Origin of the sequence: Nostoc sphaeroides, from assembly GCF_003443655.1 — a bacterium.
GTDB lineage: Bacteria > Cyanobacteriota > Cyanobacteriia > Cyanobacteriales > Nostocaceae > Nostoc > Nostoc sphaeroides.
Genome location: NZ_CP031941.1, coordinates 505,542 through 532,232 on the forward strand (window position 1 = coordinate 505,542; position 26,691 = coordinate 532,232).

Annotated in this window: 24 protein-coding genes, 1 tRNA gene and 1 pseudogene; 12 read left to right on the forward strand and 14 right to left on the reverse strand. The window is 43.1% G+C overall.

The window, feature by feature from the left end; all coding sequences use genetic code 11:
* Window positions 1-200 precede the first annotated feature (200 nt).
* The 3 genes from leuC (at window position 201) to D1367_RS30375 (ending at window position 3,188) form a co-directional block, all read left to right on the forward strand.
* Complete coding sequence (leuC, locus tag D1367_RS02385; protein ID WP_118162423.1) at window positions 201-1,604, forward strand: 3-isopropylmalate dehydratase large subunit; 1,404 nt, start codon at window positions 201-203, stop codon at window positions 1,602-1,604.
* A 268-nt stretch (window positions 1,605-1,872) separates the two neighbouring features.
* Complete coding sequence (leuD, locus tag D1367_RS02390) at window positions 1,873-2,481, forward strand: 3-isopropylmalate dehydratase small subunit (RefSeq protein WP_118162426.1); 609 nt, start codon at window positions 1,873-1,875, stop codon at window positions 2,479-2,481.
* Window positions 2,482-2,963: 482 nt separating this feature from the next.
* Window positions 2,964-3,188 carry a hypothetical protein gene (locus tag D1367_RS30375; RefSeq protein ID WP_181985229.1) on the forward strand — a complete coding sequence of 75 codons (225 nt, stop codon included), beginning with the start codon at window positions 2,964-2,966 and terminating at the stop codon, window positions 3,186-3,188.
* On the opposite strand, the gene D1367_RS02400 is transcribed toward D1367_RS30375, so the two are convergent.
* The 3 genes from D1367_RS02400 to D1367_RS02410 all read right to left on the reverse strand — a co-directional run bounded on the left by D1367_RS02400 (window position 3,168) and on the right by D1367_RS02410 (window position 5,060).
* Window positions 3,168-4,574 (reverse strand): lysophospholipid acyltransferase family protein, encoded by a 1,407-nt coding sequence (locus D1367_RS02400; RefSeq protein ID WP_118162428.1) that lies wholly within the window; start codon window positions 4,572-4,574, stop codon window positions 3,168-3,170. The two genes, D1367_RS30375 and D1367_RS02400, sit on opposite strands and share 21 nt — an antisense overlap.
* Window positions 4,575-4,595: 21 nt before the next feature.
* Entirely contained in the window at window positions 4,596-4,793 is a 198-nt protein-coding gene (locus D1367_RS02405; RefSeq protein ID WP_181985042.1) for a hypothetical protein, read from the reverse strand.
* 194 nt (window positions 4,794-4,987) lie between these two features.
* Window positions 4,988-5,060: transfer RNA gene (locus tag D1367_RS02410), tRNA-Ala, on the reverse strand.
* A 71-nt stretch (window positions 5,061-5,131) separates the two neighbouring features.
* On the opposite strand from D1367_RS02410, the gene trhO reads away from it, so the two are divergent.
* Window positions 5,132-6,049 (forward strand): oxygen-dependent tRNA uridine(34) hydroxylase TrhO, encoded by a 918-nt coding sequence (trhO, locus tag D1367_RS02415; protein ID WP_118162430.1) that lies wholly within the window; start codon window positions 5,132-5,134, stop codon window positions 6,047-6,049.
* Between the two features lie 210 nt (window positions 6,050-6,259).
* On the opposite strand, the gene D1367_RS02420 is transcribed toward trhO, so the two are convergent.
* From D1367_RS02420 to D1367_RS02450, 6 genes and pseudogenes are all read right to left on the reverse strand, one after another.
* On the reverse strand, window positions 6,260-7,756 hold the full coding sequence (locus D1367_RS02420; RefSeq protein ID WP_118162433.1) for a hybrid sensor histidine kinase/response regulator: 1,497 nt from the start codon (window positions 7,754-7,756) through the stop codon (window positions 6,260-6,262).
* Between the two features lie 10 nt (window positions 7,757-7,766).
* Window positions 7,767-9,095, reverse strand: a pseudogene (locus D1367_RS02425) (sensor histidine kinase); the annotation flags it as partial.
* Between the two features lie 37 nt (window positions 9,096-9,132).
* The gene (locus D1367_RS02430; protein ID WP_118162435.1) at window positions 9,133-9,924 is read right to left on the reverse strand and encodes an IS5 family transposase; all 792 of its coding nucleotides are present in this window, start codon (window positions 9,922-9,924) and stop codon (window positions 9,133-9,135) included.
* Window positions 9,925-9,980: 56 nt separating this feature from the next.
* Window positions 9,981-10,619: a PAS domain-containing protein gene (locus D1367_RS02435; protein WP_118162437.1), complete on the reverse strand. Its 639-nt coding sequence runs from the start codon at window positions 10,617-10,619 to the stop codon at window positions 9,981-9,983.
* A 476-nt stretch (window positions 10,620-11,095) separates the two neighbouring features.
* Complete coding sequence (locus D1367_RS02445; protein ID WP_118162439.1) at window positions 11,096-12,628, reverse strand: SagB/ThcOx family dehydrogenase; 1,533 nt, start codon at window positions 12,626-12,628, stop codon at window positions 11,096-11,098.
* 252 nt (window positions 12,629-12,880) lie between these two features.
* The gene (locus D1367_RS02450; protein WP_118162441.1) at window positions 12,881-13,729 is read right to left on the reverse strand and encodes a M28 family peptidase; all 849 of its coding nucleotides are present in this window, start codon (window positions 13,727-13,729) and stop codon (window positions 12,881-12,883) included.
* A gap of 311 nt (window positions 13,730-14,040) precedes the next feature.
* On the opposite strand from D1367_RS02450, the gene dnaK reads away from it, so the two are divergent.
* Both dnaK and D1367_RS02460 read left to right on the forward strand, forming a co-directional pair.
* The gene (gene dnaK, locus D1367_RS02455) at window positions 14,041-16,125 is read left to right on the forward strand and encodes a molecular chaperone DnaK (protein ID WP_118162443.1); all 2,085 of its coding nucleotides are present in this window, start codon (window positions 14,041-14,043) and stop codon (window positions 16,123-16,125) included.
* Between the two features lie 217 nt (window positions 16,126-16,342).
* On the forward strand, window positions 16,343-17,338 hold the full coding sequence (locus D1367_RS02460; protein ID WP_118162445.1) for a DnaJ C-terminal domain-containing protein: 996 nt from the start codon (window positions 16,343-16,345) through the stop codon (window positions 17,336-17,338).
* 157 nt (window positions 17,339-17,495) lie between these two features.
* On the opposite strand, the gene D1367_RS02465 is transcribed toward D1367_RS02460, so the two are convergent.
* Together D1367_RS02465 and D1367_RS02470 are read right to left on the reverse strand one after the other, a co-directional pair.
* Window positions 17,496-17,795: a type II toxin-antitoxin system RelE/ParE family toxin gene (locus tag D1367_RS02465; RefSeq protein WP_118162448.1), complete on the reverse strand. Its 300-nt coding sequence runs from the start codon at window positions 17,793-17,795 to the stop codon at window positions 17,496-17,498.
* On the reverse strand, window positions 17,792-18,151 hold the full coding sequence (locus D1367_RS02470; protein ID WP_118162450.1) for a type II toxin-antitoxin system prevent-host-death family antitoxin: 360 nt from the start codon (window positions 18,149-18,151) through the stop codon (window positions 17,792-17,794). The genes D1367_RS02465 and D1367_RS02470 overlap by 4 nt, the downstream gene beginning before the upstream one ends.
* 147 nt (window positions 18,152-18,298) lie before the next feature.
* Between D1367_RS02470 and D1367_RS02475 the strand changes: the two genes are divergently transcribed.
* From D1367_RS02475 to D1367_RS02490, 4 genes are all read left to right on the forward strand, one after another.
* Window positions 18,299-18,820 (forward strand): J domain-containing protein, encoded by a 522-nt coding sequence (locus tag D1367_RS02475; protein ID WP_118171047.1) that lies wholly within the window; start codon window positions 18,299-18,301, stop codon window positions 18,818-18,820.
* Window positions 18,821-18,858: 38 nt separating this feature from the next.
* Window positions 18,859-19,131, forward strand: a complete 273-nt coding sequence (locus D1367_RS02480; protein WP_100898769.1) for a DUF3143 domain-containing protein — start codon at window positions 18,859-18,861, stop codon at window positions 19,129-19,131.
* A gap of 111 nt (window positions 19,132-19,242) precedes the next feature.
* Window positions 19,243-19,515 (forward strand): ribbon-helix-helix domain-containing protein, encoded by a 273-nt coding sequence (locus tag D1367_RS02485; protein WP_118162453.1) that lies wholly within the window; start codon window positions 19,243-19,245, stop codon window positions 19,513-19,515.
* Window positions 19,512-19,817 (forward strand): type II toxin-antitoxin system RelE/ParE family toxin, encoded by a 306-nt coding sequence (locus tag D1367_RS02490; protein WP_118162455.1) that lies wholly within the window; start codon window positions 19,512-19,514, stop codon window positions 19,815-19,817. Before D1367_RS02485 ends, D1367_RS02490 begins: the two co-directional genes overlap by 4 nt.
* A gap of 1 nt (window position 19,818) precedes the next feature.
* On the opposite strand, the gene D1367_RS02495 is transcribed toward D1367_RS02490, so the two are convergent.
* From D1367_RS02495 to lysA, 3 genes are all read right to left on the reverse strand, one after another.
* Window positions 19,819-20,568 carry an isoprenyl transferase gene (locus D1367_RS02495; protein WP_118162457.1) on the reverse strand — a complete coding sequence of 250 codons (750 nt, stop codon included), beginning with the start codon at window positions 20,566-20,568 and terminating at the stop codon, window positions 19,819-19,821.
* Entirely contained in the window at window positions 20,565-21,488 is a 924-nt protein-coding gene (gene cdaA, locus D1367_RS02500) for a diadenylate cyclase CdaA (RefSeq protein ID WP_118162459.1), read from the reverse strand. The genes D1367_RS02495 and cdaA overlap by 4 nt, the downstream gene beginning before the upstream one ends.
* 123 nt (window positions 21,489-21,611) lie before the next feature.
* Window positions 21,612-23,021 carry a diaminopimelate decarboxylase gene (gene lysA / locus D1367_RS02505; protein WP_118162461.1) on the reverse strand — a complete coding sequence of 470 codons (1,410 nt, stop codon included), beginning with the start codon at window positions 23,019-23,021 and terminating at the stop codon, window positions 21,612-21,614.
* Window positions 23,022-23,113: 92 nt separating this feature from the next.
* Between lysA and rimI the strand changes: the two genes are divergently transcribed.
* Window positions 23,114-23,665 (forward strand): ribosomal protein S18-alanine N-acetyltransferase, encoded by a 552-nt coding sequence (gene rimI / locus D1367_RS02510; protein WP_118162464.1) that lies wholly within the window; start codon window positions 23,114-23,116, stop codon window positions 23,663-23,665.
* Between the two features lie 533 nt (window positions 23,666-24,198).
* Window positions 24,199-26,667 carry an ATP-dependent Clp protease ATP-binding subunit gene (locus tag D1367_RS02515; protein WP_069071487.1) on the forward strand — a complete coding sequence of 823 codons (2,469 nt, stop codon included), beginning with the start codon at window positions 24,199-24,201 and terminating at the stop codon, window positions 26,665-26,667.
* Window positions 26,668-26,691 lie beyond the last annotated feature (24 nt).

The window sequence follows — 26,691 nt, forward strand, 5'->3', positions numbered from 1 at the left end:
GGATTTTTACCATCTATTTTGACGTTGAGTTAACATATCCCACGTTTTTAAACGTGGGTTCCCTTCTGCCTTCTGCCTCCTGCCTTCTGCCTTCTGAACTCTGTGCCCCTTTGCGTTTAAAAATATTTAAATTATCTGCAAAAACCGAGACTTTTTTTTGATACTATTTAAGGCCTGACTCTTGAAATATTGATTGACGTATGAGCAAAGGTACCCTGTTTGATAAAGTTTGGGACTTACACACCGTTGGTACACTTCCCTCAGGACTGACGCAACTATTTATCGGGCTTCATCTAATTCATGAAGTCACCAGTCCCCAAGCCTTTGCTATGTTACGCGAGAGGGGTCTAAAAGTCCTGTTTCCAGAGCGTACCGTCGCCACAGTCGATCATATTGTGCCTACAGAAAACCAGGCGCGTCCCTTTGCTGATAACTTGGCAGAGGAAATGATCCAGGCGCTCGAAAAGAACTGTCAAGAAAATAACATAACTTTTTACAATATCGGTTCTGGTAGCCAGGGTATAGTTCATGTGATCGCTCCAGAACTTGGGCTGACCCAACCAGGAATGACGATCGCTTGTGGAGATAGTCACACTTCCAGTCATGGAGCATTTGGTGCGATCGCATTTGGTATTGGTACTAGCCAAGTCCGGGATGTTCTCGCTTCCCAAACCCTCGCCCTCTCAAAACTGAAAGTCCGCAAAATCGCAGTTAACGGCACTCTCAACCCTGGAGTTTACGCCAAAGATGTAATTTTACATATCATCCGCTCACTTGGTGTTAAAGGTGGCGTGGGCTATGCTTACGAATTTGCCGGTACGACATTTGAGCAAATGAATATGGAAGAGAGGATGACTGTCTGCAATATGGCGATCGAAGGCGGTGCTAGATGCGGTTATGTCAATCCGGATCAAGTCACCTACGATTACCTCAAAGGCAGAGATTTTGCACCCATTGATACAGATTGGGATAAAGCAGTGGGCTGGTGGGATTCTATCAAGAGCGATGCTGATGCCCAGTACGATGATGTGGTGATATTTGACGCTGCGGAAATTTCTCCTACCGTCACTTGGGGTATTACTCCCGGTCAAGGTATCGGTGTCAACCAGTCAGTACCTCAACCCGAAGAACTACTAGAAGAAGACCGATTTATTGCCGAAGAAGCTTATCGCTACATGGATTTATATCCTGGTCAACCCATCAAGGGCACTAAAATAGATGTCTGCTTTATTGGTAGTTGCACCAACGGCAGAATTACTGATTTGCGAGAAGCGGCGAAAATCGCCAAAGGTCGCCACGTTGCAGAAGGAATCAAAGCTTTTGTTGTCCCAGGTTCTGAAAGGGTAAAGGAAGAGGCGGAAGCGGAAGGACTAGATAAAATCTTTCAGGAAGCTGGATTTGAATGGCGAGAACCGGGATGTTCTATGTGTCTAGCTATGAACCCCGATAAGCTACAAGGAAGACAAATTAGCGCTTCCTCCTCCAACCGCAACTTTAAAGGAAGACAGGGTTCCTCTTCCGGTCGAACATTATTAATGAGTCCGGCAATGGTCGCAACTGCTGCGATTAAAGGCGAAGTCTCTGATGTGCGCGAGTTGCTGTAATTTTTTTGTCATTTGTCATTGGTCACTTGTACTGAGCGTTGCCGAAGTATTGGTCATTTGTAGAAATTAACAGGCTGTCATTGAAATGATAGGTCAAACTAATTCATAATTGATAATTAATAATTCATAATTTAAATCAGTGGGAGCAAGAAATGCTCCACTGTCTTTTTGACCACTGATTTAAAAATGAGCGTGGGGGTTGCTGTACCCATTTTAAAATTTATGAATTATGAATTATGAATTAATAATTATTTGGTAAATAAAGTTTATGGTGAGTGAAGTTAAAACAGTTTCAGGGCGCGGTATACCCTTAGTGGGTAATGATATAGATACCGATCGCATCATTCCCGCGCGATATTTGAAAGCCGTTACCTTTGATGGCTTAGGCGAAGGTGCATTTATCGATGACCGGACAGCACTTAAAGGTGAACATCCCTTTGACCAACCCCAGTACCAAGGGGCAAATATTTTAATAGTCAATAGAAATTTTGGCTGTGGTTCATCACGGGAACATGCACCCCAAGCGATCGCAAAATGGGGAATCCAAGCTTTAATCGGTGAAAGCTTCGCCGAAATCTTTTTTGGTAACTGTGTGGCAATGGGCATACCTTGTCTGACAGCCGATGCTGTTACTGTTAAACAGCTGCAAGATTTAGTCGCTGCCAATCCTCAAGCCGCCGTAACAGTGAATCTGGAAACCTTGCAAGTGCAAATTGGTGATTACACAGCCGCAGTTGCGATCGGTGAAGGGACAAGAAGCACATTTATTTCTGGAACTTGGGACGCTTGCGGTCAGTTGGTAGCTAATGCTGACCAAGTTCGGGTAACGGCAGCTAAATTACCCTACGTGGGTTGGGGCAATTTAACCGCAAGTTAGGATTTCCTTATGGGTTGCTGAGATAATTCACGATTAATAAGGTTTTGCCAGAATGGCGATCTTTCTTTGTTAGGAATTGAACTCAATACGATTCGGTTAAGGCAAGAGACGCGATTAGCGGCGTGTCATTAAAAAACCTTATCCGAACCGTATTGGAATTGAACTAGATTTTATCCACAACATATTGCCGATTTTTAGCCAATGACTGAATACCCCGCAACTGTGCTGGGGAAACTACAGCGATCGCAATTCAAGCAACGTTATGGTTAATTAAAATCATCAGTGATCCGGTAGTCTCTGTAAACCAATTACTACTAAATCGCATCATCTCTGCTACTCAATACAAACGCTCATGGACAGCTAAACAGCTTAAATCTCTAGCTGAATTTAGTTTTGGACAACTTCGCTCAGTTGATTTTCTGCGATCGCTAGTCAATGAAATAGTAATAGTATCCTCAATACGGTTCGGTTAGGGTTTTTTGATGAAAATTCTAAATCACAAAGACGCGATAAATCGCCGTCAAGACAAAGGATTAATTATTGTAGAGACGGCGATAAATCGCGTCTTTTGGCTTAACCGAACCGTATTGATAGTATCCTGGGTATTAATAAGTGATATTTTGGTTAGCTTGTTGGCAAGGCGTTGCAGATGCACGACGAGACGCTGGTCAAAATTCCACTCTGCGTCAGGCAATCATCTTCTCTAAAGCAATTTGCAAATCTTTTGTCAAATCGCTCACACCTTGTCTAGCCGCCAAGCGATCGCCCTGACAATTTTTCCAGCGTTCGGTTACTGAAATTGGCTCCCCTACGGTGATTTGTGTCTCTCGCAAACCTAATTGAGGTCGCCCTGGAAGTGTTGTATTCTGAATTCTAGAAAGCATATCGTATACAAGCAAAGCTGTTTCTGCAAACCGTTCTGCCGTTGGTTGTTCCTGAATATAAGTAGCTGTGACTGCAACAAAACTTTCCACTATCCGCATGTGCCGCATTCGCAAGTCAGCTTCTTGGGCAATCCAGTCTGCCAAGCCACGTTTAAAGGGTGGTAAAGCATTGATATCTGGCAAATCTTCCCGATAAATGTAATTCCAGCCAGCTTCTTCTAAGCGGCGACAGCGATCAATGGAATTTCCCCGTGCTTGAACTCCAAAATATTGCTCGGCAACTTGTAAAGCCTTATCCAGTAACCGATGAAGTCGGGCAATTAATACCTGATTCGGAGTAGCAGATTCATCAGTTGAGATGGTTTTTGGGATATCTTGATGATAGAAGCGACGATAAAATTCTTCCATCTCGGTAATCAGATATTCAGCCAACCTACAGAGGCGTTGATAGTAAATCTCTTCGCCCTCGCCTTGCTCAATTTCCATTGGCGATAAGCCACTATCAGCTTCCAACTTACTCAGCAGCCAATCGAGTTTAGACCAAGGTGGCTCAACGTAACGATATTGGATAGCGATCGGTATAATTATTACAGTCTCAGTCCGATTGGCTTTTTGCAAGTCTTCTACACACCAGAACCCCATTTGAGCAACACCAGGTTCTAAGGGGCTAACAATACCACTATGACCATTAGTACCCCCTTCGGGTGCGACTGCGATCGGTAGTTCGCCATTAGCAAACAAATCCCGTGCTGTTTGAATAGCTTGGCGATCTAGTCGCCTACCGCGATGAACCGGCACACCTCCCAACCGAGAAAACAACCAACCTAGCCACTTTCCAGCCCAAACCGTCATCCCGCGATCATACAGAAAATAGCTGTGAACAAGGGATTGCAGCGTAATACCTTTTTGACGAGCCACCTGTGGCACAATGCGGGAAAGCAAATACAGCATACACAGGGGATCTTCCACCTCTGGGTGGCGAAATGCCAGCAAAAAGCGAATTTTTCCAGCCTGGAATTGTTGATAAAGTTCAGCTAATACCTCAACATTCTTGGCTTCAACACGGACAATACCAGCCGTTAGCCAAGGGCGAGTGCGAAACCGTAGTGCGATCGGCAGCAACCACCGAACAATCTGGAGTACCAGCGGGTTCAACCGTTGGGGAATAAATTTCAGTGGTGGTTGAGTAGACTGAATCGATCTAGGCAAGTCGCTCTCCAGATTGTATTTCTAGCGATTGTACAACGTGGGGTCTTGGTTTTGCGTCAACCCATAGCCATTTGTTGTTAAACATCCCTCAGTTTTACCTTCTAAAGCTTGGTAATTTTTTAATGTCAATAATGAAGCGATCGCAGTAACCATAAGCAGCAATGCGGCAAATGATTTATAGACAACAATTGCTACTAAACCCAATGGACGCTTTTTCAAACAACCTCCTAAGTAGATATAGCGCTTCTCGTTTACGTGAGGTAGACCCGTAGGGGCACGGCACTGCCGTGCCCTTACACCTCGCGATATAATGTTGTACAGCATCTGAATGGGAACCGCTATATGTGCGTAGGCTAGGAAAAACCGCAGCGATCGCGTAACACCGTCAGCAAATTAAGATAAATTATATCCAATGGAGGTTAGCGGACTCGAACCGCTGACATCCTGCTTGCAAAGCAGGCGCTCTACCAACTGAGCTAAACCCCCATAAAATTAAAATAGTAAGTAAGTTTGGTTGTCGAAGTTATTGTAACTTATATTGTTCCATTATCAAAGGGATGAAGCCAGAAAATATCCAAGTTGTTGCAGCACTGTATAAATTTGTCAAGCTGCCAGATTTTGCCGAGAAACGAGATCCTCTGCTGTCTTACTGCCAAACGCAAGGTGTGAAGGGGACAATTTTGCTGGCACAAGAAGGCATTAACGGTACAATTGCAGGTTCGCGTCAGGCGATTGATTCTGTTCTCTGCTTTGTGCGTACTGACCCTCGTCTAGCAGACCTAGAATACAAAGAGTCCTATACCGAAACCCCGCCTTTTGAGCGAATGAAGGTGCGGTTAAAGCCAGAAATTGTTACTTTGGGATTGCCTGAAATTGACCCCAATGAACAAGTTGGCACTTATGTCAATCCCCAAGAATGGAATGATTTGATTTGCGATCCAGAAGTAACCGTGATTGACACCCGCAATAATTATGAGGTGAATATCGGTACTTTCCAAGGAGCAGAAAATCCGCAAACTAGCTCATTTCGGGAATTCCCTGATTATGTGCTACGCCACCTCGACCCGACTAAACATAAAAAGGTTGCTCTGTTTTGTACAGGCGGCATTCGCTGTGAAAAAGCCTCATCCTTCATGCTTGCCCAAGGCTTTGCAGAAGTTTATCATCTCAAGGGCGGCATTCTCAAGTATTTAGAGGAAGTTGCAGCCCAAGAAAGTTTATGGGAAGGAGAATGTTTTGTCTTTGACGATCGCATAACTGTCAGTCATGGGTTGGAGGAAGGAAGTTGTGAGCGATGCTTCTGTTGTGGATATGCGATTACTGAGTCAGATAAGGTATCTCCAAAGTATGAACAAGGTATCTCCTGTCCCTATTGTTTTGATAGCCTCACCGAGGAGAAAAGAGCGCGTCAGCAGCAAAAATGGCGGCACTACCAAACCCAAGTTCTCAATTCCAAAAATCGGGATGTGGGTTAATCACAAAAGCGAGACAAAATTTACGAATTACGAATTAGGGAACTCCAAAAAATAAATTATTCCACATTAAAGTCGTTGACTGTTGACTGTTGACTGTTGACTGAAAACTCGTGAACCGTCAACGGTCAACAGTGAACAATAGCAATGGAATATTTTTTTACTTGGAAGTCCCTTACGAATTACGAACTTGTGCCGAGCGAAGTCGAGGTATTACGAATTATTTAAGGGCAATATTACTGTAAATGTAGTACCGACTCCAACTTTACTAGTGACGCTAATTTGACCTCTGTGAGCATCAACGCACCTTTTAACGATTACTAACCCCAATCCCGTACCCTGAATTGATTGGACATTTGAGGCTCGGTAGAATGACTCAAAAAGTCGAGCTTGGTCTGGTTCGGGAATCCCCATACCTTGATCTTGAATATAAAAAATTGCTACTTGATCAATCGGGTCGCAGATTAAATCAAACTGAATCTTCCCACCTCCTGGAGAATATTTAACCGCGTTTGATAGAAGATTTTCAAACAGGTAATGCAAGAGTCCTTCATCCATTACAGCGTCGGTGCGATCGCTATAACAAGTAAAAACAATTTCACACACGCTACTTTGAGCAATAGAAAAATCTTCGATTAACTCTCGACAAAATTGCTCTAAGTTAAGTGGAGCAGGGTTGCATACGAGTTTTTCTGCTTCTGCTCGACCCATAAACAACACTTCTTCCATGAGTTTTTCTAGAGATTGTACAGCACCTTGAATTCGCTTTAAATAGATGGCTCTTTTCGCATCTGTCAATTTTGCTGCTTGCATTTCTATGAGTTCTACTGATGTTTGAATAACAGTCAAAGGATTACGGAACTCATGAGATACGGTAGAGATAAATAAGGACTTGAGACGATTAAGTTCTTGCTCTTTCTCTAAAGCTTGCTCTAACAATTTTGTTTGGCGTCGTTCGCTAAGATCCCAGAAAACAATTACTACACCATTTATCTGATCAAATTGTCGCCTCAATGGTGAGGCACTATCGCCAATAGGAACTCTTTTTCCGTCTCTTGTAATTAGAGATGTGAATTCTCCTAAATAAACAACTTGTTGATCCCGCAGTACTTTTGTCACTGGGTTTTCTAATGTAGTCCCTGTAATTTCATCGACAATATGAAAAATCTTCGCCGCCTCATTTCCTAAAGCATCTTTTTGCTGCCAGCCAGTCAACGCCTCAGCTGCGGGATTCATGAATGTCACATTTCCCTGCTCATTTGTAGCGATTACAGCATCACTAATTGAGTTTAAAAGGGTTGCTAACTGATCTCGATTTTCTCGCAGTTCACGCTCTAATTGGTGTTTTAGAAGACCGATTTCGATCGCTATTTTTAAATCTTTTGTAGTAAAGGGTTTAACGATATATCCCAAAGGTTGGGTAATTTTGGCTCTTTCTAAAGTATGATCGTCACCATAAGCGGTTAAAAAAATTATAGGTACATCTAACTGCTCACGAATAAGACTGGCAGTAGCAATACCGTCCATCTCACCTTTAAGAATAATATCCATTAATACTAGTTCTGGTTGAGTTTCCCATGCCTTGGCAATGGCAACTTTTCCAGATGAAGCTGTACCCGTAACAATGTACCCTAGTTGTCTAAGTTGGCTGGCAATAGTTCTAGCCACAATCACTTCATCTTCAACGACTAAAATCCTAGCTTGGGGCATTTGATATTTACTAATGCAAAGTTAACTGCGTAAATTGAATTTTGAATACTGTTCCATGATTGCGTTCTATAGTAATGTCGCCTTCAAGTTGTTCTGTAACCAAGTCATATACTAACGACAGTCCCAAAGAATCAGTAGTTGTCCAATCTAAATTATCTGGTAAACCAATTCCATTATCTCGGATAGTCATCTCGATATTATTACCAGCATTACGTAAAGCAATACTAATTATGCCTGCTTCTTGATTGGGAAAAGCGTGCTTGAAGGCATTGGAGATTAATTCGTTAATAACTAATCCACAAGCAATAGCTTGGTCAACATTCAAATTCACTGAATCTATATCAGTTTCTAAACCAATTTTACCAGGCAATATTTGGTAAGAAATTAGCAAGCTGGCTGCCAAATTCTCGATATATTCAGCAACATCAATTTGTCCAATGTTAGCGGAAGTATATAAATTTTTATGAATTAGAGATATCGACTCAATCCGGTTCTGACTTTCTCTAAGAGCTTTGATCGCTTCTGGATCTTTAAGTGTTTGAGACTGGAGTTGTAATAAACTGGAGACAATTTGCAAATTATTTTTAACTCGATGATGAACTTCCTTTAATAGAACTTCTTTTTCAGCCAAAGCATTTTTTAACTTTACTTGAGCGTTTTGTCTTTGAACAAGTTCAGTTTGAGCTTGCTCAAAGATGCTAGATTGTTGAATTGCGATCGCTAATTGGACTGTCAGTTGCTCCAACAAATCTATTTGATTTTCTTCCCACTCGTAAAAACCAGAACATTTGTGAGCTATCAGTAAACCCCACAGGTGAGAACCAGGGTTTTGAGAACTTACTTTTAGTAAAATGGGCACGACTAAATTTGCTTTGACTTCAAACTGTTCTAATAAGCGAATATGACAATCAGTTAATCCGGCTTCATAAATATTAGCGATCGCTCCTTTGCGTCTTTGATAATACTCTACTCCTGCGCCTGCTTGAAAACATGTATCACGAATCTGGACGCCCAAAGAAACAGTCCATCCAGGTTCCACCGATTCCGCCACAATCGTGCCGATCATCTCCAGATCAAACTGATAAACTACCACTCGATCAACCTTAAGTAAATCTCGCACTTCTTGAACTGTTGCACTCAGAATATCTTGGAGATTCAATGATTGACGAATCCGTTGAGCAATAGTTCGCATCAATTGCTCCCGCTCGGCTTGGGCTTTGAGAGCCAGTTCAGTTCGCTTACGTTCTGTGATATCTTGCCCAATACCGATAATTTGACCATTTGAAAGTTTAACATTAGTCCAAGATGTATCGAGTAAATTACCATTCTGCATCTGAGTCTTAGAGGGTGTTTGAAAAGTTTTGAGCGGTAAAAATTTATGCCAAACGCCTTACCATGATGCGAATCATCGCCAGATAGATAAAAGTCTCAGAAGTTTGGGGTAATAGTTCATAATCTTTGTTCAAACGCCGACACCCAGTCAGCCAACCCAAGGTTCTTTCTACTACCCAACGTTTAGGTAACAAAACAAAACCCTTGCGTTCATGGGGTCGCAGTACAACTTGTACAATCCATCGGTAAAAATCCATCACCCATTGCATAAAGGGATTACCGTCGTAACCACCATCAACCCAGATAGTAGAAAGGCGTGAAACAGTATCTCCCATCTTTTTAACCTTTTTGAGTACTTGTTTACCTCCTGAGCGTTCATCGACACTAGCTGCTGTCACCAGCACTCGCAGCACTAGACCTAACGTATCCACAGTCAAAAACCGCTTGCGTCCTTTGACCTTTTTTCCAGCATCGTACCCAACATCTTGGCTGACCATTGCTGCGCTTTTCACACTTTGACTATCGATGATCGCTTCTGATGGGCTAACACAACGCTCGTTTTCCACTCTCGCCCAACCTCTAAGTCGGTCATGAATGCTGATCCATGTTCCGTCAATACGCCAATTACGAAAGTATGTATACACCGTTTGCCAATTAGGAAAGTCTCCCGGTAGGTTTCGCCAGGTACACCCTTGTGTCAATACATAAAAAATGGCATTGAGTACCGAACATACGTCCACTTCCCTTGGACGACCACCTTTTTTCGCTACTGGAATTAACGGTTCTAGCAATTCCCATTGGTCTTGGGTCAGGTTACTGGAGTATGCTTTAGTCATCGCTCTCAATGGTGCTGTATGTACGTATTTACAGCTTATGCCCTGAGAGCTTTTTTTTACTCAACTTGGAACTTTTCAAACATCCTCTTAAAGTCACCCCAATTGCGTTGTGCAGACTGAATAAAATTAATCACATATTGTCGATATTCAGGATTAGGATATAGCGCTTCCAGGAGATCGCCAGCTTGGAAGTCTTGAAATTTACAGCCTAAAACCCTTTCCCATTCTTGGTTCACCCATTGAAGTTTACCATTAGTATCAAAAAGTGCAATCATCAACGGTATACTTTCAAAAACTCTCTGTAAAAAATCATTTTGCTCTTGAAGTTTGGTTTCTAAAATTTTGCGTTTTGTAATATCATAAAATACCGTTAAAATCGCTGCTTCATTATTAAATATTAAATATTGTAGTGAAGCGATCGCCCAAAAACAAGTTCCGTCTCCTCTTTGTAATTGAAGTTCATAGTTATGAATAAAGCCATGTTGATTTAGAGCTTCCAACAGGAATTCTAAATCATCTAATTTATGGTATAAATCTAAAAACTTTCGATTAATTAAATCCTTTGGTGAAAATTTAAAAGTTTTAATTAACTCTGGATTAGCATATAAAATCAACCCGTCAGACACACGCGAAATAATTAAGGGAATAGGAATGGCTTCCGAAATGACTCTAAATTTCTCGCCGTTGGCTTTCATCAGACACCTCGCCCCGTGGAAACCCCTTTCTTCCCTACGGGACGCTGCGCGAACAGATATGGGGGTAAGGGGCAGGTGTTACAGTGAGCCTGCCGAACTGCGATTTTAATCGCCGTCACAATTGTTTCAAATCGCATAACTATAACCATCCTTTTTGTGGATTAACTTGCAAGCTTTGTGACTGATTCCTTGAACTAAACCTTTATTTGTCGTTTGCTTGCAATTTCAATGTGGAACAGCTGATAATTTTTCGATAAAAAACCTTAAGAGCAACATCTATACTCTTTGATACTTAGAAAAAAACACAAGCATGTAATCAAAAATACTTTTTACATAAGTATATATTGGTTCAATCTTCATAGAAATCTAGCACTGTAAAGTATGTTTGATAGTTTACACTAGGCAAGGATAACTTGTACATATACGCAAAGAACACAGAAAAAACTCTCTGCATTCTTTGCGCCTCCAGATTATTTTTATCTTGGGCGTCCCAAAGTAGTGATATATAGAACAGCTTCATCAGCAGGGATACCCAAAACTTCATTTACTTGGTCATCAAAGAAACCACCAATACCACTAACGCCTAGATTCAGGTGTATTGCTGCTAAATTTAGGCGTTGTCCTAAATGGCCTGCATCCAGATGTAAGTAACGGTAAACGCGATCGCCATATTGGGCGATCGCAGCTTTCAAATCGGCTGTATGAAACAACACCGCAGCTGCATCCCGCCCTAATTCTTGCCCCAAACAGAGAAAATGTAACTCTCGGCGAAAGTTTTTAAACCGAATTTGGCGTAATTCTTGCGCTTTGGGTGCGTAATAATAACAACCTGCCTCCAATCCTTTAACTCCACAAACAGCAATAAATGTTTCTATTAAATTCAAATCAAAGTAATCTGGAGAAATATCTAAACTTTGGTCGATGTAATTTTGTGGTTGGTAAGTGAAATCGAGTAAACCTTTTAATTCATCAAAAGTTAAATCATCACCATTATAAGCGCGGGTAGAGCGTCGCTTATACATAGTACTTTCCAGTCCTGATAGCTTTTTTCCCCAGTTTATAGGTGCAGTGTTGGTGGGTATTTTCAAACAGAAAGGAAAGTTATATTTATCCTCCAAAGATTTTTCTTGTTTGATAGTTGGTAGATTGAGATTGCCAGTTACACCGGATTGGATCTGGGTGTGTCGATGGAAATATGTCAGCAATTCACCATCGGGAATTTCGGGATAACTGGTTTCGGTGGTGGAAGGTAAAGCAGTGCATCCCAATGGTAAATTTTGATTGACATCTAACAAATCTGCCAGAGGTAAGACAGCGATCGCACCTTCTTGTTGCGGATCGATATAAAGCAGATCGTTTACAGATTCGTCCACAAAGCCGCCGATTAAGTGGGGGCGATAGTCAGTTATCGCACCAGCTAACTCGATATTGCCCAACAGGTGTCCCGTATCTAGAAAAATCCGCCGATAAGCTCGATCTTCATAGCGCCACTCAGAACGATAGAAAACCGCAGTCACAATAATTGCTAGTTGGGTGTTTTCTAGAGAAGGATGCCAGAAACAAGCCGATTGGAGATTTTGCCAAACATCACTTTCCCAATAATGCATGAGAGAATGAGTCCGACACTGGTAGTTATACAGACCGGGTGGCAATAACGCCGTACCACGGGAAACCACATACACCTCAGCCGGGTATAATCCCCCTGCACTGGGAGCAGCACGTAAATACACCGCACTACCCATAGAAGGCATTTTCGCCGTCAATCCATAACTGCGAAACAGCAGGCGTGAAAGTCTTTGCCACCATTGAGCATCTGGGTTATTAGCAAATCCCTCTGGTTTTTCTTGGATATAGGGTTTGAGATCAAAAGTAGAGCCAATTTTGTACTCTTTGAAAGGTACTGGCTGTTTCGCCCAGTCTAACTGCTGACTTTTAGAGGCCAGAGTCTCAGGGTTGTATTTAGTCCGTTCGTGGTAATGCTGGGCAATTGATTGGTGTAATTCTGGCATAGTACTTTTAATATCCTTGGGGCATCCTTTTTTTGATCTTGGCATTCATTAGCCTCATTGTTTCGTGTCAATTCGTACAATCCTCAGACTCACAAAGTAGTAATTGGTAACAACTGCATTGGGGAGTGGGGAGTGGGGAGTGGGGAATGGGGAGTGGGGAATGGGCAAAAAGAATGTAGAGACGTAGCAGTGCTACGTCTCTATAGGGGTTCTGGATAATGCATATTTAATTTTTGGACATGTCTAATATTTTCACAACCGCCGAATTGCAATTTCTAACCCTTCACATACACCGCTCAGAAAATCTAAATCTAAAGTAGCGATCGCATCACTAGGTTTGTGATAATGGGGATTTCGCAAGAATGCCGTATCTGTCACCATCATTGCCGGATAACCCAAATCCCAAAAAGGTGCATGATCGCTAAGTCTGGTTTGCGGAACTATTAAACCCCGATTCGGCACGGGTAGCCATTGACTAGGTACGCCAGCTTTGCGAATATTACGGCTCATGCCAATTAAGTCAGGCAATGTTCGCAAATTGCCAATTAAAGCAATAAAATCGCCTCTATCTGGGTAGAAGCGTTCCAGAGGAGGCGGATAACTTTGGGAACCAGGCACAGAATCGGTATAACCCAGCATTTCTAGGGAAATCATTAAGCGTAGCTGTTGCTTTTGTTGGTGCAACAGGGCTGCATAATCGGCACTACCCAGTAAGCCGTATTCTTCCATATCGAAAGCAACCAGCCTTAAGGGATATCTTATAGCTTGGGCAGCAAACTTTCTAGCTAATTCCAGCAACACTGCCACACCAGTGGCATTATCATCAGCCGCTACTGTTCCCGGAACGCCATCATAATGAGCGCCAATTAAAATCGGTGGCAAATCCTTTTGTTGTCGTCTTTCTTGGGAAGGTAAATTTAATATCAAGTTCTTACAAGCTTTACCCCTGACATCAAAGGTGTGGATTTCCACACTCCCCCATTGGGAAAATTGCTGGCGAATGTATTCTTGAACAAAAAAATGTCCAGCCGTTGCCATATAAGGATCGCGTTCTCGCGCGATCGCAGCCAGGTAAGTTTGTAATCGCTCTGTTAAATTCAAATGTTTAAAATAGCTTCAATATTAAGGTTTTCAGGCATTTAAAGAAGCAGAAATTGATTAAAGTGCATTTAGCAACTTGTATATCGAGTGCATAGAAGTAACCGGGTAACAAGAATTGAGGCTGCTTGGACATACCAATCATCGTCAATGCTATCCTAGTCTTGCAACTATCTGCTCTAGCTGAACTTCTTAGCTTATTGCCTTAATGATGACTATTATACCATTGAGGTGTTTTCATCCAATAGCACAAAGCTAGAGGTAGTTCCGCCCAATCATAATATATATAAGACACTTTAGGAGAAGAGTAACGCATGGGCAAGGTAGTCGGCATCGACTTGGGTACAACCAACTCAGTAGTCGCCGTTATGGAGGGTGGCAAGCCGGTGGTGATTGCCAATGCAGAAGGAATGCGAACAACCCCCTCCGTAGTTGGCTTTAGCAAAGAAGGCGAAAGGGTTGTTGGGCAAATGGCACGGCGACAAACCGTCCTCAATCCCCAAAATACCTTTTTTGCAGTGAAACGCTTCATTGGGCGCAAGTATGCCGAACTTAGTCCAGATTCCAAGCGTGTACCCTACACCATTCGCAAGGACGAAGTAGGCAATATTAAAGTTGCTTGTCCCCGTCTCAATAAGGATTTCGCCCCAGAAGAAATTTCGGCAATGGTGCTGAAGAAATTGGCCGACGATGCTAGTCGCTATTTGGGTGAACCGGTGACAGGGGCAGTGATTACAGTACCCGCTTATTTTAACGATTCTCAACGGCAGGCAACCCGTGATGCTGGCAGAATTGCCGGTTTAGAGGTGCTGCGGATTCTCAATGAACCAACTGCTGCATCTTTGGCTTATGGATTAGATCGGGGTGACACGGAAACTATCTTAGTATTTGACTTGGGTGGTGGTACTTTTGACGTGTCAATTTTAGAAGTAGGCGATGGCATATTTGAAGTTAAAGCTACCAGTGGAGATACGCAACTTGGTGGTAACGACTTTGACAAAGTTATAGTAGATTGGCTAGCAGAGCAATTTCTGGAAACCGAAGGGATAGATTTAAGACGCGAGAGACAATCTTTACAACGTCTGATGGAAGCGGCGGAAAAAGCCAAAATTGAGCTTTCTGCTGTCAGCGTCACCGAAATTAACTTACCTTTTATTGCTGCCGATCAGGAAGGCCCCAAACATCTAGAAACTCGTCTAACGCGTTCTCAATTTGAAGGGTTGTGTGGTGATTTGGTAGGGCGATTGCGGACACCAGTGAAACGCGCCCTCAAAGATGCCGGACTCTCATCCAGAGACATTGAAGAAGTGGTGTTAGTTGGCGGTTCTACACGGATGCCAATGGTGAAGCAGCTAGTACGGGACTTGATTGGCATAGAACCTAACGAAAACGTTAACCCTGATGAAGTAGTGGGAGTAGGTGCAGCAATTCAAGCCGGAATTCTCGCAGGCGAACTCAAAGATGTGCTGCTTTTGGATGTCACACCCCTTTCTATGGGGTTAGAAACCATCGGCGGCGTCATGAAAAAACTCATTCCCCGCAATACTACCATCCCAGTCCGCCGCTCTGATATTTTTTCTACATCCGAAAATAACCAGAATACTGTGGAAATCCACGTAGTCCAGGGCGAACGGGAAATGGCAGCAAACAATAAGTCTTTGGGACGTTTCAAGCTGTATGGCATTCCACCAGCGCCACGAGGAATTCCCCAGGTACAGGTGTCATTTGATATTGATGCTAACGGTATTTTACAGGTAACAGCCCTAGATAGAACCACTGGGCGAGAGCAGAGTATCACCATTCAAGGCGCTTCCACCTTGAACGAGTCAGAAGTGAATCGGATGATTCAAGATGCTCAAAAATACGCCGATGTCGATCGCGAACGTAAAGAACGGGTAGAAAAGCGGACTCGTTCAGAGGCGTTAATTTTCCAAGCAGAACGACAACTTAGAGAAGTAGCACTAGAATTTGGTATGCAGTTTGCCCGAAACCGCCGCCAAAGAATTGATAATATTTGCCGAGACTTAAAAGAGAGTCTTAAAGAAAATAGCGATCGCGGTATTGATCAAGCCTACGCCGATTTGCAAGATGCTCTCTATGAGCTAAATCGGGAAGTTAGAGAAACTTATGCTGAAGATGAAGATGACGACTTGTTTGGTACAATCCGTGACATCTTTACTGGTGATAAAGATAAAGAACGCGACTTTCCCAAAGATACATATCGAGAACGCGACTCATACAGTAAGGACTATGGCAGAGATTACGGTAAAGACTATGGCAGAGACTATAGCCGAGACAGCCGTTCTTCCTCTTATGAAAGCCAAAGCCGTCCGCCACGTAAATCCCGTCCCAGCTACCAAGATAACTGGGACGATGAAGAAGACAATGATTGGTTGTAAGAAAAGTTAGGAGTTAGAAGTGAGGAGTGAGGAGTTAAAAGTGAGGAGTGAGGAGTTAGAAGTGAGGAGTTAAAAATTAAATCTTTCAACTCATAACTCCTGTAAAGACGCAATTAATAGCGTCTCTACTCAGAACTCAGAACTCCTAACTCCTAACTCCTAACTCCTAACTCTTCTCTTTTAATTAATCTAAAATCTAAAATTTAAATAACTAACTATGCAAAATTTGCCTAATTTCCGCGATTACTATGAGATTTTGGGAGTATCTAAAGACGCCTCTGGTGAGGAAATTAAAAAAGTTTATCGGCGGTTAGCAAGACAATATCACCCCGATCTCAATCCGGGTAACAAAGAATCTGAGGAAAAATTTAAGGATATTGGCGAGGCTTATGAAGTCCTTTCAGACTCAGCCAAGCGATCGCAATACGACCAATTTAGCCGCTATTGGAAGCAAAAAGGCTTCGCGGGCAACAAACAGACGCCAAAGGCTAAAACCTGGCAGAGTAGCCCTAGCGATCGCAACAGTAATCAGGACGTAGATCCAAGCCAATTCTCTGATTTTGAAAGCTTTATTAATCAAGTTATCGGCGTCAAAAATAAAAATACGGCAAGTAAGTCTAATAATGGCAATAATACCGATCCGTTTCGTTCCCCCAGAACAAAAGTTGCCTACACAGTTAGCCCCCCACCTCGCACTAACCGTCGAGATATAGAAGCCAGATTAACGCTCCCACTAGAAAAAGCTTATCAAGGTGGTAATGAACGCATTCGTTTGGAAGATGGGCGATCGCTAGAAGTTAGTATGCCTCCAGGGATGGTAACAGGTCAAACCATCCGTTTGCGGAACCAAGGCGTTGGTGGTGGCGATCTATACTTAAAAATTACCGTTGATCCCCATCCATTATTTAAGCTAGATGGTTTAAATATCCTCTGCCAAGTACCAGTTACTCCCACAGAGGCAGTTTTAGGAGGACAGGTAGAAGCACCAACTTTGGACGGGCCTGTAAAAATGACCATCCCTGAAGGAGTTAGGTCTGGTCAAAAATTCCGACTAGGGAATAAAGGCTACCCTAGCGATGACGGTAAACGTGGCGATCAATTAGTGGAAATTCAAATAGTTACCCCAAAAAATATTACTCAAGAAGAACGAGAACTCTACGAAAAATTGCGACAAATTGAAACTTTTAAACCCCGTGCTGATTTATTGGGTTAGGAATGAGATAGCATATCCAGCTATTTATTAACCAAAATAATTTGTAATTAATGGTACAAATCCCTTAATTTATCAGTGGGGAAAAAATGTAATCAATATTTCAAGCCCTCTCATTTATTCGTAGAGACTTAACTATGAATTACGAATTATTTTGACCTCAACTTTCATCTTGAAAAATAGTTTCTATATCTTGTGAGCCGTGCAATATACGTGCAATTTCTATACCTTCGTCTATTGGGCGATAAAAAATTAAATAATTTTTTACCGGAAAACTTCGCAAAAAAGGTGCTAATTCAGGTCGTTCTCTGCCCATTTGGGGAAATTTAGCCAGTTTTGGAAAGCTTTCTCGCAGAGTATCAAAAAGTCTATTAGCAGCTTTTAAATTATTTGGCGCTACATATTTCCAGATATTTTCAATATCTTGCGCTGCTTGAGTAGAAATCCGAAATCGACTCATACAGAATCGCTGTCAGCCAATTTTTCCTGCCCTCGTGCTTTAATATTTGCAAAAAAAGCCGAAAGTGACTCGTCATTATATTCAGTATACTGGCCGCTCTCAAGTTGCTTAATCCCAATGTCGATCTGAGTGCGTAACGCTTCTAGTTTGAATTTTTCGAGTTCTTCCTCAAGACGAGCGAGTTTATCTATCATCTGCTGAAACGCTTGCGCTTCATGTACCACAACCTCCGCTTTCCCGTTTACAGTTAGTACAAGTGGCGACTTTGTGGACTTAATTCGCTCTAGGTAATCCTTGGCATTGCGTTTGAAATCTGTGAGAGTTTGAATATTTTCGAGATTAATTTTGATATCCATCGCATCTAATTCAATGCTTTATAAAATATTTTATCAAATACTTGACCTGCTCTGTCTTCTTCCGTCTTCACCAATCACAAAGGATTTAGAATATAAAAAATATCTTTGAGCAAGGTGACTCAAACAGCCGTGAATCAAAACGGGGCAATGCCACAAAGCAGTAAACCAACTTATTACTCCCTGCTAGGACTGCATCCCTCGGCATCGGTAATCGACATTCGTCGTGCTTATCGGCAACTGAGCAAACGCTATCATCCTGATACTACAGATTTGCCCACTGCGATCGCCACTCTCAAATTTCAGCAAATCAACGAAGCCTACGCTACCCTTAGCCATCCAGAACGGCGCTTGGGCTATGATTCAAAAATTGGCTATTCTCGCTTTGCGGTGATTCAACCACCCCCTGACTTGAACCGTCCCGTCTCGCGTCATGACTGGTCAAAATCAGCTTACCTCGATGCGAGCGATCGCCCCCTTTCATCTGGCGAAATTTTTGCTTTATTTATGCTGGTGTTAACATTTGTAGGTTGTCTGATACTAGCAATTGCCATTGGCTTAACTCGTGGTGAGGCTGCTTTTCAAACGCATTTGCTACAGCCAACTCCATCTGTACAACAGCAAATTAACCATGTATTGCAACTAATTACCCCTATAGTAATTAAAAACTAAAAAATTTCCTAATCCAAAATCTAAAATCCAAAATTCCTATGCCTCTTCTTCCCTCTGATACCCCGTTATATAATCATCCTCTGCCACAAATTGAACAGTGGCTAAAAAACCAAGGCTGTCAACAAGACGACACACAGAGGCATTGCTGGCATATACAGCGCCCTAGTTGGAAAGCTGAACTATGGCTCGATGTTGAGCAAATTGTAGTGCGATATGTCCAATCTGGGGAAAATGGGCAAGATATCCAACGTTCATTTAAGTATTCTCTTAGTCGGGATGATGTAGAACAAGCCGTGTTTTCTGGGCCATAGATGAAGTGCTGAGTCCAGTTCATCGTAAAAATGTGATTGCCAATCTTGTAAGGTATAGCTGACAAAAGCGATCGCTTACAATTAAAGTTACTCCTACTTTGACAAAAATCTATGCAAATCGTTCTGCCACCTGAAGTAGAAGCCCTAGTTCAACGCCAAATCACTAGCGGTAAGTATCAGAACGCGATCGCAGTTATTCTTGCAGGCATAAAACTCCTGGAACAGCAAGAAGACATCTATCAAGGACGGCTGCAAGACTTGCAACAAGAAGCGCGTATTGGGCGGGAAGCATCCGGGCGAGGCGAAGTTGTTGATGGCTCGGCTGCAATGGCTCAAATTCGCGCCAATATGCGATCGCGCTACGGTGTTTCGGACGAAGCATGACACCACAATTTCGCCTTACCAAACCCGCAATTCAAGATATCGAGCAAATAGCAGATTATATTGCGAGACAATCTGGTTTGGCTCAGTCTGAGGGTTTTTTAAGTAAGCTGGACGCGAAATTTGCCCAAATTGCTCAGTTCCCTCGTCTCGGACGATTACGTGATGAAATTTTACCTGGTATCCGTAGCCTCTCAATAGATAATTACCTCATCCTCTACATGCCCATAGAGCAAGATGTGGAGATTTTCCGTGTCGTCAGTGGCTATCGAGATATCAAAGCCCTATTTCACGACGATTCTTGATTTACACTTTACCAAATCGCCGTTCGCGTTGTTGGTAGGCACATAAGGCGCGGTGAAACTCAGCCCGATCAAAATCGGGCCAGAGAGCATCGGTGATGTAAATTTCTCCATAAGCCATTTGCCAGAGCAGGAAATTTGAAAGACGCATTTCTCCACTGGTGCGAATTAGCAAATCTGGGTCAATAATTCCGGCTGTGTACAAGTGGCTTTCAAATACCTGTTCATTAATTTCATCGGGTTGTAGCAGACCTTGCTGGACTTGTTTTGCGATCGCTTGACAAGCTTGTAAAATCTCCTGTCGTCCGCCATAATTAGTTGCTACTGAAAACCGGATACCACCATTATCCTTGGTTGCTTCCATTGAACGGGATATTTCTTGTTGGAGCGATCGTGGGAGAGCCTGCAAATTTCCCACAAACTTAATTTGCACATTCTCTTCGACCATTTCCCGCAATTCTTGGCGCAAAACTCTTTGAAACAGAGTCATCAAAAAATCTACTTCTTCTTGCGGCCTTTTCCAGTTCTCCGTTGAGAAAGCATAAGCCGTCAGCGCCTGAATTCCCCAATCCTGACAACAACGAAGTAAATCCTTAAGAGCATCTACTCCGCGCTTATGGCCCATAATCCGAGGTAAACCCTGACGTTTAGCCCATCGACCATTGCCATCCATAATCACCGCAACGTGCTGCGGCAATAGTTCTTGTTTTAAATCAGTAGGCAAATCTTGCAGTTTAGTTTGTTGTGCTGTCATTTTTTATCTCGAGAAGCGGTCGATGGTAATCTGAGTAAACGTGAAACCAGTGTTCGTGTCTTACTACCTATCTGACGAACAAAACTTAACAGACCAGGAGCTACAGCTTCCCTATCCACGATTGGGGACAAAAGAGCCTCTAATGACTCTTTCAGCTTCCTAATCGTCAGGGGTCTATTTAGGGTTCCCCGTTCCGCTAAGGAAATAGAACCCGTTTCTTCAGACACAACGACACAAATGCAATTTTCGATCCGCTCAGTAATTCCCATTGCCGCCCGGTGGCGTGTTCCCAACTGGCGCGAGGCTGTGCGTCCCGAAAGTGGTAAAATTATACCCGATGAGATGATCCGTGAGCCACGAATCAATGTAGCCCCATCGTGTAACAAAGTTTTCGGCTGAAAAATTGTCTGGATTAGTTCTTTAGAAACCTCCGCATTTAGCTTTACTCCTGGCACAGAAAAATCTCGCTCATCTATTGGCCCTGTGGTTTCCACAATTAGTAAAGCTCCAATGCGGTTTTTTGACAATTCTTTAACAGCCTCAACAATTTCATCAATTACACTATCAGATTTGGGGATTGCCAGCCGGTCGGGTTGAAACAACTGGCGGAATTCGCCACGCCCCAATTGTTCCAAAAACCGCCGAAACTCTGACTGTAAAGCAACTGCCATCGCTACAGCACAACCAATCACCAACTTTTCCAGTACAAAATTTAGCAGAGGTAGTCCTAGTCTGCCACTTAGTGCGGAGGCTAGCATTAAGATAATGAATCCCCTCACCATCCACAGTGTCCGGCGCTCACTAATAATAACTAGTATCATGTACGTCAGCGCCAGCACTAACACAATATCCAGAGTCCCAAGTAGCAAGGACTGTGACCATCCTAGGTTTATCAGCCATTGCTTCCACCAATCTCTCATGACATCTGGATTACACTTTTGCCTCTAATTACATTTAGTCATTAGTCATTGGTCATTTGTCATTAGTCATTTGTAATTAATTCCTAATCTAATGACTAATGACTAAGGACTAAGGACTAATGACTAAATTTTCAGCCTTTCTGGTAGGCGATCTTGTCGAATTAAATCTTGATAAGTTTCACGTTGCAAAATTAAATTTGCTTCGCCATTCGCCACAACAACTGCTGCCGATCGCGGCAAGCGGTTGTAGTTAGATGCCATACTGTAATTGTACGCACCAGTTCCCATAACTACGAGAATATCTCCTGGTTCAGTCTTTGGAAGTAGTGCATTCTTAATCAGAATATCTCCTGATTCACAATGTTTCCCAGCAATTGTGACTGTTTCGGTCAAGGGAGAAGACATTTTATTAGCAACAACTGCCCGATAAACTGATTGGTAAGTAATCGGACGGGGATTATCAGACATTCCCCCATCGATCGCTACGTAGGTACGAATTTCTGGGATAACTTTGGATGAACCAATAGTATAGGCAGTGACGCAAGCTGTGGCAATTAGCGATCGCCCTGGTTCACACAATAATTTTGGTAAAGGTAAATTTTCGTCCGCACAAGCTTCTTGAATTACTTCACAAATCGGCTTCACCCACTCTTCAATACTAGGGGGATCGTCTGATTCTGTGTACTTAATCCCTAAACCGCCACCAACATTTAACTCTGTCAGTTTTAAACCATACTTTGCCGCTTCCCGCAACCACTGCACCATCAAAGCTGCTAAATCTCGATGCGGTTGGCGTTCAAAAATTTGGGAACCGATATGAGCATGTAACCCTACGCAGTTAAGGAAAGACTGTTTGCTGACAAAAGTAAATAATTCCTCTAACTCATTTGGATCAAAACCAAATTTACTATCTAGTTGCCCCGTGCGGATATATTCATGTGTGTGACATTCAATACCTGGGGTCAGACGCAACAGGAATCGAGGCTGTACAGAGGGAGAATTTGCCCTCTCGACAATTTCTACCAAAGTGCGTAACTCGTGCCAGTTATCCACCACAATAGTGCAACCGACTTCAGTGGCAAAAATCAGTTCTTCACGAGATTTATTGTTGTTATGAAGATAGATTTTCTCAGGATTGACACCTGCTTGCAGCGCGGTGTAAAGTTCACCGCCTGATGCAACATCAATTCCTAAACCAACGGAAGCCGCGATCGCACAAATTGCTAAACAATTCCAAGCTTTTGAGGCGTACAATACTTGAGATTCACCCTTGTAGTATTGCTTAAAAGCATCTCGGTATTGCTGACAAGCCGAACGCAGGGTTTCTTCATCTAAAATATATAAAGGTGAACCAAACTGCTCAACTAGGGTTGTGACATCACACCCACCAATTTCCAAGGAGTCATGATTATGGACTCTGGCAGTTAAGGGTAAAAGTTCCTGATTAGGCGATGGATTTGCCTTGGTGTCGTGCCTTTGAGGTAAATATTGACTTCCAGAATGTTGAACCCCAGTGGGGTGAGTCGATACCATAACTATAAAAATTTTCCTTGTTCAAATTACGGGCTTTGAATTTGTCTCCCGATTCCCAGTGTACAAAGGGTTTGTAACGTTATTCAATAAATGTGATCTCATTAGACTTAGAAATTAAATTACTGACATTAGAAAATCTCAGTGCTATTCTGGAACTCGATCAAGCTTGTTTTGGTGGACTTTGGACTCTCGATGGCTACAAACGAGAATTGGATAGTCCCAACAGCGATATACTCGGCTTGTTTTCCCCCTCCTCCAGCACAAGTTTGCTAGGAATGGGTTGCTTTTGGTCAATTTTAGATGAAGCTCACATTACAATTTTGGCGGTTCATCCTCAATATCACCGTAAAGGTTTGGGTGCAGCTTTATTATATTCACTCATTAAGACAGCTTGCGATCGCAAAATGGAGCGAGCTACCCTCGAAGTCCGAGCTTCCAACTTGGCGGCAATATCTTTATATCAAAAATTTGGCTTTCAAACAGCTGGGCGGCGGCGGCGTTACTACCAAGATAACGATGAGGATGCTTTAATCCTTTGGCTGCCAGATTTACAACACCGCAAATTTAAAGCAACTTTAGACCAATGGTATTCCATTGTCAGCGATCGCCTCGAAAAATCCTCTTGGCACTTGCTTTTTAAGTAGGTAGGCGAGAAAATTTATAACTATGTACAAACGGAGCAAAGTGAAGCAATCACATGGGTTTTAAACTTTCTACATTTTGTTATATAGTTAGGTTTATTTGCGCCTACCTATTTAGTTGGGTATGAGTAATTTGGAATTACTGGCGCTTGCGATCGGCTTCAGCAAAAAAATGTAACTTTACCGCGCCTATTTTTATTCAAATGTTTTATCTAAAAACTCATTCATATAAGTAAATTATATATTAATTATTTTTGCTTGATATTAAAAAATATATATGTTAAATATAAATGTTTGGGATTGAGTCAAGAAACCCTTAATCTAAGCAGTCAGCTATTTGTAATAAATCCCAAAAAGGCTGGTGAACTAAAGCTCCTCAGTACACTAGCCAGATAAGAGTAGTCAATAGTTAACAATTAGCCCATCAACTAAAGTCATAGCTTCAGGATGTCTATAATCTGTTATACAGGCATCCAAAAGCTTTGCCTGTGCTAAAATCAGCATACCGGCACGACCGCAGATGATGGGATAAAGCCATGTTTGAGCGCTTCACTGAAAAAGCCATTAAGGTAATCATGCTGGCCCAAGAAGAGGCCCGCCGTTTAGGTCACAACTTTGTTGGAACCGAGCAGATCCTCTTGGGTCTGATTGGCGAAGGCACTGGGGTGGCTGCAAAGGTGCTGAAATCAATGGGCGTCAATCTCAAAGATGCCCGAATTGAAGTTGAAAAAATTATAGGACGGGGATCAGGCTTTGTTGCCGTGGAAATTCCGTTTACGCCACGGGCAAAGCGAGTTTTAGAACTCTCCCTAGAAGAAGCACGCCAACTGGGGCATAACTACATTGGCACCGAGCATCTGCTGTTGGGCCTAATCCGCGAAGGGGAAGGCGTCGCAGCCAGGGTGCTAGAAAACCTCGGCGTGGATCTATCTAAGGTAAGAACCCAAGTTATTCGCATGTTGGGAGAAACTGCCGAAGTTTCACCAGGCGGTTCATCCGGGCGCACAAAAACCCCGACTCTGGATGAATTTGGTTCAAACCTGACCCAGATGGCAATAGATAATAAGCTCGATCCAGTGGTGGGACGCGCTAAAGAAATTGAGCGAGTGATCCAGATATTGGGTCGCCGAACTAAAAATAACCCAGTGCTGATTGGGGAACCAGGGGTTGGCAAAACGGCGATCGCTGAAGGTTTAGCTTCACGCATTGCCACCAAAGATGTCCCTGACATCCTGGAAGATAAACGCGTCGTCACGCTGGATATTGGTTTGCTCGTAGCAGGAACCAAGTACCGGGGTGAATTTGAAGAACGCTTGAAAAAAATCATGGATGAAATCCGCTCGGCGGGTAATGTCATTCTCGTGATTGATGAGGTACACACCTTAATTGGTGCAGGGGCGGCAGAAGGTGCTATTGACGCAGCGAATATCCTCAAGCCAGCTTTGGCCAGAGGTGAGTTGCAGTGTATCGGTGCTACAACCCTAGATGAATACCGGAAGCACATCGAGCGAGATGCAGCGCTAGAGCGGCGTTTCCAGCCAGTAATGGTTGGTGAACCTACAGTTGATGAAACAATTGAAATTTTATATGGTCTGCGCGAACGCTACGAGCAACACCATAAACTAAAAATCTCCGACGAAGCATTGGTAGCGGCGGCGAAATTATCAGATCGTTACATTAGCGATCGCTTCCTCCCAGATAAAGCCATCGACTTAGTTGATGAAGCTGGTTCTAGAGTGCGCTTAATTAACTCCCAACTGCCACCCGCAGCCAAAGAGTTAGACAAAGAACTGCGTCAGATATTAAAAGAGAAAGATGACGCGGTGCGCTCTCAAGACTTTGACAAAGCTGGAGAATTGCGCGATCGCGAAATGGAAATCAAAGCCGAAATCCGGGCGATCGCTCAAAGCAAGACCAATGCAACTGGCACAGAAGGTGAAGAACCTGTAGTTACAGAAGAAGACATTGCTCACATTGTCGCTTCCTGGACTGGAGTACCGGTGAACAAACTCACCGAATCTGAATCTGAAAAGCTGCTGCACATGGAAGACACCTTGCACCAGCGTTTAATTGGTCAAGATGAAGCTGTGAAAGCAGTTTCACGGGCAATTCGCCGCGCTCGTGTCGGTTTGAAAAATCCCAATCGACCCATAGCTAGCTTTGTCTTCTCTGGGCCTACTGGTGTAGGTAAAACCGAGTTGGCGAAATCCTTAGCTGCTTACTTCTTCGGTTCCGAAGAAGCGATGATCCGCTTAGATATGTCCGAATACATGGAGCGTCACACCGTCAGCAAGCTGATTGGTTCCCCTCCAGGTTATGTTGGCTATAACGAAGGTGGTCAGCTGACCGAAGCCGTGCGGCGGCGTCCTTACACCGTGGTGTTGTTCGACGAAATCGAAAAAGCCCACCCCGATGTTTTCAACATGCTGCTGCAAATTTTGGAAGACGGTCGGTTAACTGATGCTAAAGGTCGCACGGTGGACTTCAAGAACACCTTGCTGATTTTAACTTCCAATATTGGTTCTAAGGTAATTGAAAAAGGCGGTAGCGGTATCGGCTTTGAATTCTCCGAAGATGCCAGCGAGTCAACTTACAACCGGATTCGCTCTTTGGTCAACGAAGAACTCAAACAGTACTTCCGTCCAGAGTTCCTCAACCGACTCGATGAAATTATCGTCTTCCGTCAGTTGAACAAGCCGGAAGTGACCCAAATCGCCGAAATTATGCTCAAGGAAGTATTTGGTCGTCTGACGGAAAAGGGTATCACCTTAGAAGTCACAGACCGCTTCAAGGATCGTTTGATCCAAGAAGGTTACAGTCCCAGCTACGGCGCAAGGCCATTACGTCGGGCAATTATGCGCCTGTTAGAAGATAGCCTAGCAGAAGAAATTCTGTCTGGTCGGATTAAAGATGGCGATACAGCCCTTGTTGATGTGGATGAAAATGGCATTGTCCAAGTTAGTTCTCAACAGCGTCGGGAATTGTTACCCCAAGGTGTTGAGTAAGATTTAGGGTTTGGGATTTAAATC